The organism is Rahnella sp. WP5 (assembly GCF_000745615.1).
Classification (GTDB): Bacteria; Pseudomonadota; Gammaproteobacteria; order Enterobacterales; family Enterobacteriaceae; genus Rahnella; species Rahnella aceris.
Window position 1 is genome coordinate 110,910 of sequence record NZ_KN050720.1, and the last position, 14,405, is coordinate 125,314.

At 54.6% G+C, this 14,405-nt stretch carries 14 protein-coding genes; 10 read left to right on the plus strand and 4 right to left on the minus strand.

Annotated elements, in window-relative coordinates; genetic code table 11:
* Positions 1-336: 336 nt before the first annotated feature.
* From EX31_RS17775 to EX31_RS17815, 9 genes are all read left to right on the plus strand, one after another.
* A complete protein-coding gene (locus tag EX31_RS17775; RefSeq protein WP_037035946.1) occupies positions 337-1,701 on the plus strand; it encodes a 2-hydroxycarboxylate transporter family protein in 1,365 nt (454 codons plus the stop codon).
* Positions 1,702-1,737: 36 nt separating this feature from the next.
* Entirely contained in the window at positions 1,738-2,625 is an 888-nt protein-coding gene (locus tag EX31_RS17780) for a fumarylacetoacetate hydrolase family protein (RefSeq protein WP_013574926.1), read from the plus strand.
* A gap of 86 nt (positions 2,626-2,711) precedes the next feature.
* Positions 2,712-3,806, plus strand: coding sequence for a [citrate (pro-3S)-lyase] ligase (citC, locus tag EX31_RS17785; RefSeq protein WP_037035949.1), 1,095 nt, complete (start codon positions 2,712-2,714; stop codon positions 3,804-3,806).
* A 15-nt stretch (positions 3,807-3,821) separates the two neighbouring features.
* On the plus strand, positions 3,822-4,112 hold the full coding sequence (citD, locus tag EX31_RS17790) for a citrate lyase acyl carrier protein (protein ID WP_013574924.1): 291 nt from the start codon (positions 3,822-3,824) through the stop codon (positions 4,110-4,112).
* Positions 4,109-4,984 carry a citrate (pro-3S)-lyase subunit beta gene (citE, locus tag EX31_RS17795; protein WP_037035952.1) on the plus strand — a complete coding sequence of 292 codons (876 nt, stop codon included), beginning with the start codon at positions 4,109-4,111 and terminating at the stop codon, positions 4,982-4,984. The genes citD and citE overlap by 4 nt, the downstream gene beginning before the upstream one ends.
* A 30-nt stretch (positions 4,985-5,014) precedes the next feature.
* Positions 5,015-6,541 carry a citrate lyase subunit alpha gene (citF, locus tag EX31_RS17800; protein WP_037035955.1) on the plus strand — a complete coding sequence of 509 codons (1,527 nt, stop codon included), beginning with the start codon at positions 5,015-5,017 and terminating at the stop codon, positions 6,539-6,541.
* Entirely contained in the window at positions 6,541-7,080 is a 540-nt protein-coding gene (citX, locus tag EX31_RS17805) for a citrate lyase holo-[acyl-carrier protein] synthase (protein WP_013574921.1), read from the plus strand. The genes citF and citX overlap by 1 nt, the downstream gene beginning before the upstream one ends.
* A complete protein-coding gene (gene citG, locus EX31_RS17810; RefSeq protein WP_013574920.1) occupies positions 7,058-7,897 on the plus strand; it encodes a triphosphoribosyl-dephospho-CoA synthase CitG in 840 nt (279 codons plus the stop codon). The genes citX and citG overlap by 23 nt, the downstream gene beginning before the upstream one ends.
* On the plus strand, positions 7,894-8,442 hold the full coding sequence (locus tag EX31_RS17815) for an RBBP9/YdeN family alpha/beta hydrolase (RefSeq protein ID WP_037035958.1): 549 nt from the start codon (positions 7,894-7,896) through the stop codon (positions 8,440-8,442). Before citG ends, EX31_RS17815 begins: the two co-directional genes overlap by 4 nt.
* A 27-nt stretch (positions 8,443-8,469) precedes the next feature.
* On the opposite strand, the gene EX31_RS17820 is transcribed toward EX31_RS17815, so the two are convergent.
* Both EX31_RS17820 and EX31_RS17825 read right to left on the minus strand, forming a co-directional pair.
* Positions 8,470-8,946 carry a DUF805 domain-containing protein gene (locus EX31_RS17820; protein WP_013574918.1) on the minus strand — a complete coding sequence of 159 codons (477 nt, stop codon included), beginning with the start codon at positions 8,944-8,946 and terminating at the stop codon, positions 8,470-8,472.
* Between the two features lie 86 nt (positions 8,947-9,032).
* A complete protein-coding gene (locus tag EX31_RS17825) occupies positions 9,033-10,103 on the minus strand; it encodes a LacI family DNA-binding transcriptional regulator (protein WP_037035960.1) in 1,071 nt (356 codons plus the stop codon).
* A 277-nt stretch (positions 10,104-10,380) separates the two neighbouring features.
* Between EX31_RS17825 and EX31_RS17830 the strand changes: the two genes are divergently transcribed.
* Positions 10,381-11,637 (plus strand): maltoporin, encoded by a 1,257-nt coding sequence (locus EX31_RS17830; protein WP_013574916.1) that lies wholly within the window; start codon positions 10,381-10,383, stop codon positions 11,635-11,637.
* A gap of 253 nt (positions 11,638-11,890) precedes the next feature.
* Here the strand turns inward: EX31_RS17830 and EX31_RS17835 are convergent, their stop codons facing one another.
* Positions 11,891-12,208: a glucose PTS transporter subunit EIIB gene (locus tag EX31_RS17835; protein WP_013574915.1), complete on the minus strand. Its 318-nt coding sequence runs from the start codon at positions 12,206-12,208 to the stop codon at positions 11,891-11,893.
* Positions 12,209-12,288: 80 nt separating this feature from the next.
* On the minus strand, positions 12,289-14,358 hold the full coding sequence (locus tag EX31_RS17840; protein ID WP_037035962.1) for a beta-galactosidase: 2,070 nt from the start codon (positions 14,356-14,358) through the stop codon (positions 12,289-12,291).
* Positions 14,359-14,405: the final 47 nt, after the last annotated feature.

Sequence of the window (14,405 nt, forward strand, 5' to 3'; positions counted from 1 at the left end):
CAGTATGTGAAGATTATCATCCCCCTGTATTTCCGTCAGAATGAAGGATCAAAGTTGCGAGGCATGCCGCAGAACACCTTCAGGCACCGCAAGCCTCTGACGGCACAACACATAATTCACAACAGCTATTTCACGATAAATTAACAGTAATATTATAATTACAAATAACACCATAAAAACCACGAGAAAATAAACGCATCACGAATTTTTAAATTAATTAAAACCATAAAAACCTTTCGCTCCTTTAAAACACTCTGCCTAATTTGCGGCACTTCACATATTACCGGTTATTATTCCTCTTACACTCCCTGCACAAATTGACACAGGGGATTCATCATGAGTACAACCGACGACACTTATTCTGTTCCCGCGGGAGTTTCTTCCGCAAAACAGCTCTCATTAAAAGAAAAATGGTGGCACATTCTCGACACCTGGAAAATCGGCATTATTCCGTTGCCGCTGTTTGCCATGGCGGGGTTGCTTATCGCAATAGATTGTCTCGACGGCAAACTGCCGAGCGACATCGTGGTCATGGTCGCCACGCTGGCGTTCTTTGGATTCGCCTGCGGCGAATTCGGCAAACGTCTTCCTTTCATCGGCAAGATGGGCGCGGCAGCGATTTGCGCCACGTTCATTCCTTCCGCGCTGGTCTATTACGGCCTGCTGCCGGATGTCGTGGTGGAATCCACCACCAAGTTCTATAAAAGCACCAACATTCTGTATCTCTACATTTGTTGCATCATCGTGGGCAGCATCATGAGCATGGATCGCAAAGTGCTGATCCAGGGTTTCATGCGTATTTTCTTCCCGATGCTGTGTGGCGAAGTGGTCGGCATGCTGGTCGGGATGGGCGTGGGTCTGTCGCTGGGCATGGAACCTTTCCAGATTTTCTTCTTCCTGATCCTGCCGATTATGGCCGGTGGCGTCGGTGAAGGAGCGATTCCACTTTCCATCGGTTATGCAGCCATCCTGCATATGGATCAGGGCGTAGCGCTGGGTCGCATTCTGCCTATCGTGATGCTGGGGGGTCTGACCGCTATCGTCATTTCCGGCTCGCTCAACCAGTTGGGTAAACGCTATCCGCATCTGACCGGCGAAGGCCAGCTGATGCCGTCTTCCAAAAATGCCACCGCTGACAGCAGCAAGCTGAGCGGCACCGGTGGTAAAACGGATGTCACCACCATCGCGGCAGGCGCCCTGCTGGCCGTTCTGCTGTATATGGTGGGCATGCTGTTACACAAACTGATTGGTCTTCCTGCACCGGTCGGCATGCTGTTTGCGGCCGTTGGCCTGAAACTGGCGCACGGCGTTTCACCCCGCCTGCTGGAAGGCTCTCAGGTGGTGTACAAATTCTTCCAGACTTCCGTCACCTACCCGATTTTGTTCGCCGTCGGCGTGGCCATCACACCGTGGAATGAACTGGTCGCCGCATTCACCATTTCTAATCTCCTGGTCATTGTCAGCACCGTTGCGGCGCTGGTCGCCACCGGCTTCTTCGTCGGCAAGAAAATTGGCATGCACCCGATTGATGTGGCCATTGTTTCGTGCTGCCAGAGCGGTCAGGGCGGTACCGGTGACGTCGCCATTCTGACAGCGGGTAACCGCATGCAACTGATGCCATTTGCCCAAATTGCTACGCGCATTGGCGGCGCCATCAATGTCTCAGTCTCCCTGCTGGTGCTTGGCAACTTCCTTGTCTGACGCCGGGCTAACCCTTTTTTAATTCAGGACATTTTTATGAAACTGGCAAGTTATCTCTATCAGGGGCGCAAGTCCTACGGCATCGCGACAGAGCGCGGCATGATCGACCTCGGCCGCCATCTCGGGCAACGTTATCCCGACCTCAAAGCCCTGCTGGCAGGCAATGCACTGGCACAGGCCCAGGCGCTGGCTGCCCTGCCCGCTGATGTGGATTTCGACGACCTGACTTTTCTGCCGGTGATCCAGAATCCGGAAAAAATTCTCTGTGTCGGCATGAATTACGCCGAAAAGCGTAAAGAGTTTGATCAGCATAATCCGGCCCCGACGCTGTTCGTCCGCTTCGCCGATTCCCAAACCGGCCATGCCTCTCCCGTTATCAAACCGAGCCTTTCTGTCGAGTTTGATTACGAAGGTGAACTGGCGGTGATTATCGGTTCTGCGGGGGAAAATATTTCCCGCGAAGATGCACTTACTCATGTCGCAGGATATAGCTGTTATATGGACGGCTCCGCCCGTGACTGGCAGCACACCTGGTTTACCGCCGGTAAAAACTGGCCGCAAACCGGTGCGTTCGGACCGTGGATGACCACCGCCGATGAGATCCCCGACCCGCACACCCTGGCGATCCGCACCTGGCTGAACGGCCACATGGTGCAGGACGACAACACCCGCAGCATGATCCACAAAGTCGCCGAACTGATTGAGTACATCAGCACCTTTACCTCGCTGAGTGCCGGTGACGTGATCATTACCGGCTCACCGGGCGGCGTGGGTAAAAAGCGCGTACCGCCGCTGTTTATGAAACCCGGCGACCGTATCGAAGTAGAAATCGAAAAGATTGGTCATCTCAGCAATATGATCGTCGCAGCAGACACGAAGGTTGCCGCCAGCCGTCAGGTGAGTCATGCCCAGGCAGCCCACTAACCGGTTAACACTGACCGAACTGGCCGGGCATTCAGCCCGGCGTTTTAAACATCGCTTTGACTTACAGCCGACATCAGGAACGCATTATGTTCAGCCGTGACCAACCGGACTTTCATGTCATCAGTGTCAGCCAGCCGCCGGAAGGCATGCTGGAGGATATCCGCACCCTGTTGCAGCAAAGCCAGTTAGGCATGGATGACGACATTGAGCAGTTCGTGGTGGCCTGCTCCGGCCGCCGTCTGGTCGGCTGCGCCGGTCTGGTCAGCAACACTATCAAATGCGTCGCCGTGGCCGCCGACTGGCGCGGGGAAAATCTCAGCGCCAGATTGCTGGGTGAAGTGGAAAATCTGGCGGTGTCCGGCGGCAAATTCCATTTATTTCTCTATACGCGGCCATCGAATCTGCAGCGCTTTCGCGGCTGCGGATTTTACCCGCTGGTGCAATGGGATGACGTTGCCGTGCTGATGGAAAACACGCCGGTGGGCATCAGCCATTATTGCCGCGGGTTGCAACGCCATCATCACAGCGGCCAGCGCATCGGTGCCGTGGTAATGAATGCCAACCCGTTCACCCTCGGGCATCGCTTTCTGGCAGAACAGGCAGCGGCAACCTGCGACTGGTTGCATGTGTTTGTGGTGAGCGAAGATGTGTCGTATTTCCCGTTTAAAGAACGTCTTGAAATGGTCCGTCTGGGTGTCGCGGACCTGCCCAACGTGACGGTGCATGCCGGTTCTGAATACCTGATCTCCCGCGCAACTTTTCCCGGCTATTTTCTCAAGGACGCCGGGCTGGTGAATCAGGCGTGGAGCGTGATGGATTTGCTGATTTTTCGTCAGTACATCGCACCGGCGTTAGGCATTACCCACCGTTTTGTCGGCAGCGAGCCTTTCTGCCCGGTGACCCATCAGTACAACTGCGACATGCATGACTGGCTGGAAGCGCCCGCACGCCTGACGTCGCCACCGCTGAAGGTGATTGAGTTGCCGCGCAAACGTCACGCCAGCGGCCGGGCCATTTCGGCCTCAGAAGTGCGTGCGCTGCTCCGGGCGCATCAGTTACCGCGCATCCGGGACATTGTTCCGCTCAGCACTTATGTACACCTTGAACAACACTATTCCGCCACTGCGCCCGCAGAACCGGCGCATGACGATGTCCTTATTATTTCACCCTCACTTTGTTAACAGCAGGAAATATTGATGAAAATTGTGAAGGAGGCGCTGGCAGGCACGGTTGAATCCAGCGATTTACTGGTAAAAATCGCCCCGGCCAGTGAGCTGAATGTGGTGATCAGCAGCGAGGTCGCCAAACAATTTGGCGACCAGATCCGCAGTGTGGTGAATGACACGCTGAGTGCACTCGGCGTCATCGCGGGTTTGGTGATTATCGAAGATAAAGGTGCGCTGGATTGTGTGATCCGCGCCCGGGTACAAAGTGCAGTACTGCGTGCGGCACAGGCTGAAGAGATTAACTGGGAGACATTACGATGAAAAAACTCCGCCGCAGTATGCTGTTCCTGCCGGGGTCCAGCGCCGCCATGTTATCCACGGCATTTATCTATCGCCCTGACTCCATCATGTTTGATCTGGAAGATGCCGTTTCGCTGCGCGAAAAAGATACCGCGCGCATTCTGGTATTTCATGCCCTGCAACACCCGATGTATCGCGATATTGAAACCGTGGTGCGCATCAATCAGCTCAGCACCCCCTTTGGCCTTAAAGATCTCGAGGCCGTGGTGCGGGCGGGCGTGGATGTGGTGCGCTTACCCAAAACCGATACGCCGGAAGATATTTTTGAGCTGGAAGCGCATATCGAACGCATCGAGAAAGACTGCGGTCGCGAAGTTGGCTCCACCAAAATTATGGCGGCCATCGAATCGGCCATTGGTGTGATTAACGCCGTGGCGATCGCCCGCTGCTCGCCGCGTCTGATCGGTATCGCGCTGGCGGCTTTCGATTATGTGATGGACATGCAAACCGAGCGCGGCGACGGTACCGAACTGTTTTATGCCCGTTGCGCCGTGCTGCACGCGGCACGCGCCGCCGGAATTGACGCCTTCGATGTGGTGTATTCCGACATCAACGATGAGGCCGGTTTCCTGCGTGAAGTGGAACTGATCCGCAAGATGGGCTTTAACGGCAAATCCCTGATCAACCCGCGACAGATTGAGCTGCTGCATAACGCTTACGCACCGACGCAGGAAGATGTCGACTATGCGCACCGCGTGATTGCCGCCGCAGAGGAAGGCGAGCGCAAGGGTCTGGGCGTAATTTCGCTCAACGGCAAGATGATCGATGGCCCGATCATTAACCATGCGCAGGTGGTACTGGAACGCGCCAGTGCATCCGGCATCCGTCGCTAGCCCTCAATTTTGCACAGGAATATCAAGATAATGAGTCATTTAACTGAAACTTTGCACAGCCTTTATCCGCAGCTCAGGCATCTGACTGCCTTTGACGGCGCGCACCGCAATACGCCGTATCTTTCCGATCCCGATGCCCGCCTGCACCGTAAACTTTGTGATTCACTGGAACAGGCGATCGCCCGCAGCGGCCTGAAAGACGGCATGACCATTTCCTTCCACCATGCTTTCCGTGAAGGTGATCAGGTCATTAATAACGTCGTCGCCACACTGGCGAAGCTCGGTTTTAAAAACCTCACGCTGGCGTCCAGTTCGCTGATGACCTGCAACGATGCGCTGATCGAACCTATCCGCAACGGCGTCATCACCCGTATTTATACCTCCGGGATGCGTGGCAAACTGGCCGATGCCATTTCTCACGGACTGATGAAAGAACCGGTACAAATCCACTCACACGGCGGTCGGGTTAAATTGTTGCAGGACGGCGAGCTGAAGATTGATGTCGCGTTTCTCGGCGTGCCATGCAGCGATGAATTCGGCAATGCCAACGGCACGCACGGTAAATCCTGCTGCGGTTCGCTGGGCTACGCGATGGTGGATGCACAGTTCGCCAGAACCGTGGTGCTGCTGACCGAAGAACTGGTGCCCTTCCCTAATATGCCCGCCAGCCTGGTGCAGGATCAGGTGGATTACATCGTTAAAGTCGATCAGGTCGGCGATCCGGCAAAAATCAGCGTCGGCGCAGCGCGGGTGACCAGTAATCCGCGCGAACTGATGATCGCCCGCACGGCGGCTGAAGTCATCGAATACTCCGGCTATTTCAAACCGGGCTTTTCAATGCAAACCGGTTCCGGTGCAGCGGCTACGGCCTGCACCCGTTTCATGGAAGAGAAAATGGAACGCAACCAGATCACCGCCCGTTTTGCCCTCGGGGGCATCACCGGCAGTCTGGTGGATTTACATGAAAAAGGCCTGATTGAAACGTTGCTGGATACGCAATGTTTCGACGGTCAGGCTGCGGCGTCACTTAGCCGTAACCCGCAGCATATCGAGATTTCTACCAACGTTTATGCCAATCCGGGAGCCAAAGCCGCGAGCTGCGATCAACTGGATATTGTCATTCTGAGTGCGCTGGAAATTGACACCGGCTTTAACGTTAACGTGATCACGGGTTCCGACGGCGTTATGCGTGGCGCGTCCGGCGGTCATTGCGATGTCGCCAGTGCGGCCAATCTGACCATTGTCGTCGCGCCTTTACTGCGCAGCCGAATTCCGACAGTCGTACGTCGCGTCACCACCCGCGTCACACCGGGGGAAAGCATCGATGTGCTGGTGACTGACCACGGCATCGCCGTCAATCCGGCACGTCCTGAAATCCGTCAGCGGCTGGAAGAGGCTGGCATGAAAATCATGGACATCGAAGCGTTGTATCAGCGGGCGATTTCCCTGACCGGCGAACCGAAACCGATTGAATTCACTGACCGTGTGGTGGGCGTTATCCGCTATCGCGACGGCAGCGTGATCGACGTGGTTCATCAGGTAAAAGAGGACGCATAATGACCATCATGACGCCTGCGGATGCAGGCGTCAGCCTGGAGGATTTGCTGGCAGCAAAGGAACTGCGTGCCAAACGGCAAACCGACTGGCTGACTCAATTCTCACAACCGCTGATTTCACTCACGCTGGTGACGCCGGGGCCGGTGAAAGACTCCGTGGCCTGGCGTCAGGTGATGCGCGAGGCGTTGCAACGTGCCGAAGTTATGCTGCTGCAACACGGCTGGCCGGTGCTGAAACATCAGGTTTTCTGGCTGCCGACCGGCGCCGAAGCATTCTGGTGCGTGGCACATCCTGCGCCGGAAGTGAAAGCGGCCACGGTTGAACTGGAACAATCGCATGCCCTCGGGCGTTTATGGGATTTCGATGTGATCTGCCCGCAGGCGGGTGTTGTTGGCCGCCGTTCGCTGGACAATGCCAGCCGCCGCTGCCTGATTTGCGACGGTCCTGCGCATGCCTGCGCCCGTTCACGTCAGCACCCGCTCGTGGACGTTATCGCTAAAGTGGAGGCACTGATTGATGGCTGGCACCGCACGCGCTGAACACCCCGCCTGCACGGACATCGCTACGCTGGCGGCAGAGGCGTTGCGCCGTGAAGTGTGGCTGACGCCCAAACCGGGACTGGTCGACAGCGCCAATAACGGCTCGCACCGCGACATGGATTTACCCCTGTTTCTGCGCAGCATTGACGCCATCACGCCCTGGCTGCATCAGTTTTTCGCCCTTGGTCAGCAGGATTTCCTGCAACCGGCGCAGGCGATGCTGACGCGCATCCGCCCGACCGGAATAGCCTGCGAACAGGCGATGTTCGGTGCCACACAAGGCGTTAATACGCATAAAGGCGGCATCTTTTCACTGGGATTATTGTGCACCGCCGCAGGCAGGCTGACCGGCCAAAGCCAGCCACTGACCCGCCACCGCTTATGCGCTGAAGTGGCCGCCATGACGCAAGGGCTGGTTGAACGTGAATTGCAAAGCTGCCGCCAGCCGGTGACTGCCGGTGAACGGCTGTTTATGGCGCACGGCATGACCGGTGCCCGTGGCGAAGTGCAGAGCGGGTTCCTCACTTTACGCCGTCACGTTTTTCCGTACTGGTATCAGGAAAGCCATTCCGGGCGCCGCAGTCTTAATGCTTTGCTGCGCCTGATGGCCTATAACCCCGATACCAATCTGGTAGCACGCGGCGGGCTGGACGGATTACATTTCGTGCAGGACTACGCCCGCCGGTTGCTGATAACGGGCTGGAAGACAGAGGATTTGCAGCAGATGGACCGCGCCCTGATCGCCCGCAATCTCAGCCCTGGCGGCAGTGCTGATTTGCTGGCGATTGCCACCGTGCTGATGGCTTTCCCGCAATGAATTCGTCCCCTGAATTCACCCGCATGCTGGTGCCCGGATTACGTGACAGCGAGGCCGGACACTGGCAAAGCCGCTGGCATGAGCAGCATCCGCACTGGCTGCGTATAAAACAGCGCAACTGGGCGCAGGTTGATCTCGAGGGCTGGATCACCGCCATCGATCGCGAGCAAAAACAGGCGACATCCCCGCTGCTGCTGATCGGCCACAGTTTTGGCGCGCTTGCCAGTCTGGTGTGGGCGAACCGTCATCCGCAACGCGTGGCGGGTGTCATGCTGGTCGCCCCCGCCGAGCCTGTGCGGTTCGGACTGGGTGATGACATTCTCCCTGCACCGCTGGCCGTGCCGGGGCTGCTGATCGCCAGCCATACCGATCCGCTGCTGACCTTTACCCGCGCGGAATTTTGGGCACAGGCGTGGCGCTGCGAGCTGGCAGATATCGGCGAAGCCGGACATATCAATGTGGAATCAGGATTCGGCGACTGGTCGTGGGGGCTGGCAAAACTGGAGGTGTTTGCCGCGCAACTGGCGGCAAACTTGTCGGATTAAATGCGCAATAATGCTTTCAGCGTGACGTTACTCAACAATGCGGGTTTGTGTGGTCGGCGCAGGCTGTGATTTCTGGCAGCACAGGAAAACCATCACCAGCAGCGGGATCCAGCCCAGCACGATGCCCAGCGTGATTTTCATCCAGACATAGGTTTCCGGTGAAGCGTATTGCATCAGGATCGTATTCAGCAGGCGCGAGACAATACCGGCCAGATAAACGCCACCAAACCACCAGCCGGAACGGTTGATGTCGTGCATACGCCGGACACCGACCGCCAGCAACGGTAATGCCGTCGCCAGCGCAAACAGGGTGTAAGCGACACCCGCGTAGAAAATGCTGTAAGGATTACCCGCCAGCGCGAACAGGAATGACACGCCCATCGTCAGCAAAATAATAATCAGCAAATTGCCCAGCGCAAAGGTCCAGAACGCCTTGCGGCTCGCCCGACCACGGAAATCCACATACTTTTTCCAGCCCTGCACATAACACTGCCATAGCGTCATTTCATCACGTCCTTTTGCCTGTTCATCTGATGTTTCAATGGAAATTTCATTCTGCTTTTCAATAAGCCGGGAATTAAAGCGTTTTCTTACTGGCCCCGCAACTGCCGCGCCAGAAGATCAAGCTGATCGGCTATCTGATTGAGATCTTTATCCTGCTGCCCGGGCGCACGGGTAGAATTACGCACCACCAGCTTCGCAGGCAGAATTTTGGATGACATCACCTCCGCACTTTCGGCCAGTAAATGTTCAACCGCCTCTTTGCTCTGCAAATCGAGATCCAGTGACACGGTGGTCAGTGACGGATGGAAGAATGCGCTGTCGTACGTGTCATCGTAGCCAATGATCGACGCCTGCTGCGGAATGGCCACATTGTGCTGATGCAGCGCACTGATGACGCCCAGCGCCATCTGGTCATTGCCCACCAGCATGGCGGTGAATTGCGGAGTTTCACGCAAAATCTGCAACGCGCTGTAATAACCGCTTTTCGCACTCCAGTCGCCGTGGATGACAGTCACCGGCTGAATGCCCTTCTCTGCCAGCGTTTCCTGCCAGCTTTTCAGACGCAAACGGGAAGACACAGAATCTTCCGGCCCCGCCAGCAAGGCAAATTCCCGATGCCCTAAATCATGCAGATATTCCACGCTGGCACGCGACCCGTCAGCCGGATTAAAGCAGACGTTAAACACCGGACTGGTCGGGTCGACATCGAGAAACAGACACAGAATGTCGCGGTTGTTTTCATAAATCCGTTCAGCCTCGGCACTTTCCAGCGGGATGTTAATGATCATGCGGTCAACGCGTTGTGATTTCAGCTCGTTAATGGAGTCCTGAATGCTCTGATTGACGTCCTCATCAATCATTGAAATCAACACCTGATACCCGGCCTGATGGGCATATTTCTTCACTGACGCCGCAATTTGCGACGGCGCGTGTAACGCCAGTGATGTGGTGACCAGTCCGATGGTAAAACTCTGCTTTCCAACCAGTTGCTGCGCCAGCCGGTTCGGCACATAGCGCAGAACTTCAATGGCCTGTTCGACCTTCAGACGCGTGGCATCTGAAACATTGGCCGATTTGTTTAACACCCGCGAAACCGTCTGGTACGAAACACCGGCATAGCGGGCAACATCTTCTAATGTCGAACTTTTTGATTTCATTCTTTCCCCACACAGCAGCCCGTGATTTTGCTCAATCTTATGATAATCGAGCCAACGTACGGGATCTCATTTAAAAGTTCAATCCGGGCGTTCGTTGCTGCATAAGTTATACGTTAACATTGCATATAATCGTGATTTACATCACTCCTGATTTATCATTAACTCATAAGTTGTAGACATATCTCACATTTCACAATATGTAAAATTGATCATTATTGTTTCTGGGTATCTTATAGATTTCGTAAATGTGAACGTCATACAATCATAAGGAAAAAAAATGAAACACAACTTACGCACTCTGGCTGTGGCGGTTTCCCTCGCCATCACAGCGGGCCCTGCTGTGGCAAATGATATTGATTTCCATGGATATCTGCGTTCGGGGCTGGGGGTTTCTGGCGGTGGCGGTCTGGAACAGTTCCAGAAAAACAAAGTCGGGCGTCTGGGTAACGAAGATGACACCTACGGCGAAGTCGAACTGGGCAGCGAAGTTTACAAGAAAGACGACGTGAGTTTTTACGTCGACTCGATGGTCAGTATGGTGTCTGACGGCTCCAATGATGATGAAAACACCCTGAATGATGATGCACAGTTCGGCCTGCGTCAGCTGAATCTGCAAATCAAAGGACTGGTGCCGTGGGATAAAGATGCAGTGATCTGGGGCGGTAAACGTTATTACCAGCGCCACGATTTACACATCATCGATACCAAATACTGGAACATTTCCGGTGCCGGTGCCGGTATTGAGAACCTGAAAATGGGTGAAGGTGCGCTTTCTCTGGCGTGGATCCGTGGCGATGCCAATGACGTGGATTACCGCGTGGATGGCAATAACGATGTGAACATTAACTACATCGACGTGCGTTATGCCGGGATCAAACCGTGGAGCGGTGCCTGGATGGAAATCGGTGCCGACTACGCCATGCCAAACCTGTCGCATGACCAGAAAGAGTACGGCGGCCTGTACGATGCGGATAACGGCGTGATGCTGACCGGTGAAATCAGTCAGGATATGTGGGGCGGCTATAACAAACTGGTGTTGCAGTACGCGGATAAGGGCCTGGCGCAGAACATGATTTCGCAGGGCGGTGGCTGGTACGATATGTGGAACTACACCAATGACGCTACCGGTTATCGTGGCATCATCACCGGTCTGATTCCGATCACCAGTAAGTTCAGCCTCAACCATGTGCTGACCTACGGCCATGCAGAAAACATCACGGATTACACCGACACGACTGAGCTGGTTTCTCTGGTAGGCCGCGCGCAATACCAGTGGACAGAGTATGTGCGTACCATCGGTGAAGTCGGTACCTTCTATCAGAAAGATGATTACAAGAACGGCTCGAACTACAAGCAAGGCGGTCAGAAATATACACTGGCGATGGGTCTGGCAGCCGGTCCGGAGTTTATGTCACGCCCTGAATTGCGTGTGTTCGCGTCTTATCTGAATGATTCTGAGCATGGCGATACGTTTGACGACCATACCAAAGCGGATACGTGGAACTTTGGGGTACAGGTAGAAGCCTGGTGGTAAATTTCCTTCATTCTTGAAGCTGTTGCTGCGTTGGCTGCAACTCCAATGACTTTGAAAAAATAAGTGTTAGTTATTAAAGAAATATCCTCATTGTTATACAGCGACAGATAAAAACTTAATTTCTCTTGTAGGGGATCGTTACGTTTTTTCTCCGCACAGCAGCATCATTATTATTATTTATAAAAAGCAGAAACAATAAAGGCAGCCTTGTGTCGGGCTGCCTTTATTTTTGGGGTTGTTTCAGCAACAGCGTTTAATTACTTTTCAGTCCAAACTTCTCAGTCATTAATTTCTTCAGGCTGTCGGATTGTTTACCGAATATCGCATGCACTTCCTGGCCGATAATCACCACGCCAATCGCACCGGTCTGCTGGATAGCACCGGAGTTCACGCGCTTAAGTTCTTTTACCGTCACGCGCAGGCGGGTAATACAGGCATCGACATTCACAATATTATCGCGCCCGCCGAGTGCATCAATTAATAACGCCACGTCAGTCGATGGCGGCACTTCATTGTCAGGCGTTTTATTCTTCGCAGAGAATACATGCATAAAGTCTTTAATATTTACCATGATGAACACTCTCTTTCAGGAATGAAAAAAAACGTGCAACCGGGAAATCCTGATTGCACGTCGCTGTTAAAAATAATGGGTTAAGAAATAACAGATAAACGCCGCGACAGGATCTGACAACCGAATGCCGGAAGCGTCAGTGTGCGCGGTAATATACCGCCGTGAACCATGTCGCGGTAATCATCCGGCAATGTCACCGTCTGGCTGTCGGCGGCATAGTTTTGCAGGAAGATAAATTCACTTTCACCGTCGGTGCGTCGTGCGGCAGTGACACCTTCAGGCAGATCGGTGGCTATCGCCCGTGGCAGCTTCATTTCTTTCGCCAGCGCGGTATAAAAATCGGCGTGGAATTGCTGATCGTTTCGGGAAGCCAGATAATACGCCTGCCCTTTGCCAAACAGATTCACGCTCACGGCTGGCGTGCCGGCGTAGAAATCGTCACCGTACGTCGCCAGTGCGGCCGCACCTTCCAGGTGGATCACTTCACACAATTCGCTGGCGCGATACGGGCCGTTTAACCCCAGCGCATTGCCTTCAGTGCCGCTGACGCTGTTGTGCTGATCGTCGGTCAGGCTGTCGATTTCTTCCGCCCAGATACCCAGTACCGGACGCAACGGTCCCGGGAATCCGTTGAGGAAACACAAATCGCTTTCGTTAACGATACCGCTCCAGTAAGTCGCGACGAACCGCCCACCGGCCTGCACGAACGCGGTGATCCGCTCGTCGACGCCTGCCCTCACCATATACAGCATCGGCGCAATCACCAGGTCGTAACCGGTTAAATCGCAATCGGCATTGATCACATCGACCGCAATGCCCTGCGCCCACAGCGCACGGTAATGTCCGGCAACCGTGTTTTCATATTCCAGTCCCTGATTGCGCGGCCCGAGGGAATCGTCCATCGCCCAGCGGCTTTCCCAGTCGAAGATAATTGCCACTCTGGCTTCTACGCGGCTGCCCGCCACCGGAGCCAGCGCCGAGAGAATCCCGCCCAGTTCGGCCACTTCGCGCCCGACACGGGTATCGATATGCCCGACGTGATCGACGACCGCGCCGTGGAATTTCTCTGAAGAACCGCGGCTTTTACGCCACTGGAAATACTGCACAGAATCCGAACCATGAGCGACTGCCTGCAAAGAAGACAGAATATGCATGCCCGGCTTTTTCAGTTTGCTGACCGGCTGCCAGTTGGTGAAACTTGGCGTCGATTCCATCAGCACAAACGGCTGGCCCTGTTTCAGCGTACGCATTAAATCGTGATACATCGCGGTATACGCCGCCAGACCGATATCATCTTTGCGGGTATGCCACATCGGATAGCTGTCCCACGAGATGAAATCCAGCACGCTGGCGAGTTTCCAGTAATCGTAATCGTAGAAATATTCCATGAAATTGGTGGTCGCCGGTAACGCCGGATTCTCCGCTTTGAGCGGGCGGATTTCCTCGCTGCAAAAACGGGTGACCTGATCGGTGTTAAAACGACGCCAGTCGAGATTCAGGCCGTGAATACCGCTTTCGCCCTGCGGCGACGGCGATTCGATCTGCGCCCAGTCGGTATAGGTGTGGCTCCAGAAAGTGCTCCACCAGGCTTGATTCAGCGCATCGAGCGTGACGTAACGGGCTTTCAGCCAGTCGCGGAAACGGGTCTGGCAGTAATGGCAATGGCACTCGCCGCCGTATTCGTTGGAAATATGCCAGCCAATCACCGCCGGATGATGGGCGTAACGCTTCGCCAGCGCACTGTTCATCAGTTGCACTTTTTCGGCATACACCGGCGAACTCATACAGTGATTGTGACGCCCGCCGTGCAGTGCTTTTACGCGGTCACGCCCGACACGCAGGACTTCAGGATACTTTTGCGACATCCACGCCGGACGTGCGCCGCTTGGTGTGGCAAGAAATACCGAGATACCATTTTCATGCAATTTGTCCAGCACCTGATCCAGCCAGCCAAAGGTAAAATGACCTTCTTCAGGCTCCAGCGCTGACCAGCTAAAAATCCCGACTGACATGACATTACAGCGCGCCTCTTTCATCATTTCGACATCGCGAATCAGCACATCGGGGCTTTCCAGCCACTGTTCCGGGTTGTAATCCGCACCATGTAATAGCCCGGAAATCTTACTGCTCAGAAGAGGAAATTTCGTCATGCTTGGGTCCTTAGGAACTTTAAGAAATATCAACTCCCCGGCCAATC

Coding starts and splice junctions, on each gene's coding strand:
- EX31_RS17775 (WP_037035946.1), top strand. CDS start 337: ATGAGTACAACCGACGACACTTATTCTGTTCCCGCGGGAGTTTCTTCC.
- EX31_RS17780 (WP_013574926.1), top strand. CDS start 1,738: ATGAAACTGGCAAGTTATCTCTATCAGGGGCGCAAGTCCTACGGCATC.
- citC (WP_037035949.1), top strand. CDS start 2,712: ATGTTCAGCCGTGACCAACCGGACTTTCATGTCATCAGTGTCAGCCAG.
- citD (WP_013574924.1), top strand. CDS start 3,822: ATGAAAATTGTGAAGGAGGCGCTGGCAGGCACGGTTGAATCCAGCGAT.
- citE (WP_037035952.1), top strand. CDS start 4,109: ATGAAAAAACTCCGCCGCAGTATGCTGTTCCTGCCGGGGTCCAGCGCC.
- citF (WP_037035955.1), top strand. CDS start 5,015: ATGAGTCATTTAACTGAAACTTTGCACAGCCTTTATCCGCAGCTCAGG.
- citX (WP_013574921.1), top strand. CDS start 6,541: ATGACCATCATGACGCCTGCGGATGCAGGCGTCAGCCTGGAGGATTTG.
- citG (WP_013574920.1), top strand. CDS start 7,058: ATGGCTGGCACCGCACGCGCTGAACACCCCGCCTGCACGGACATCGCT.
- EX31_RS17815 (WP_037035958.1), top strand. CDS start 7,894: ATGAATTCGTCCCCTGAATTCACCCGCATGCTGGTGCCCGGATTACGT.
- EX31_RS17820 (WP_013574918.1), bottom strand. CDS start 8,946: ATGACGCTATGGCAGTGTTATGTGCAGGGCTGGAAAAAGTATGTGGAT.
- EX31_RS17825 (WP_037035960.1), bottom strand. CDS start 10,103: ATGAAATCAAAAAGTTCGACATTAGAAGATGTTGCCCGCTATGCCGGT.
- EX31_RS17830 (WP_013574916.1), top strand. CDS start 10,381: ATGAAACACAACTTACGCACTCTGGCTGTGGCGGTTTCCCTCGCCATC.
- EX31_RS17835 (WP_013574915.1), bottom strand. CDS start 12,208: ATGGTAAATATTAAAGACTTTATGCATGTATTCTCTGCGAAGAATAAA.
- EX31_RS17840 (WP_037035962.1), bottom strand. CDS start 14,358: ATGACGAAATTTCCTCTTCTGAGCAGTAAGATTTCCGGGCTATTACAT.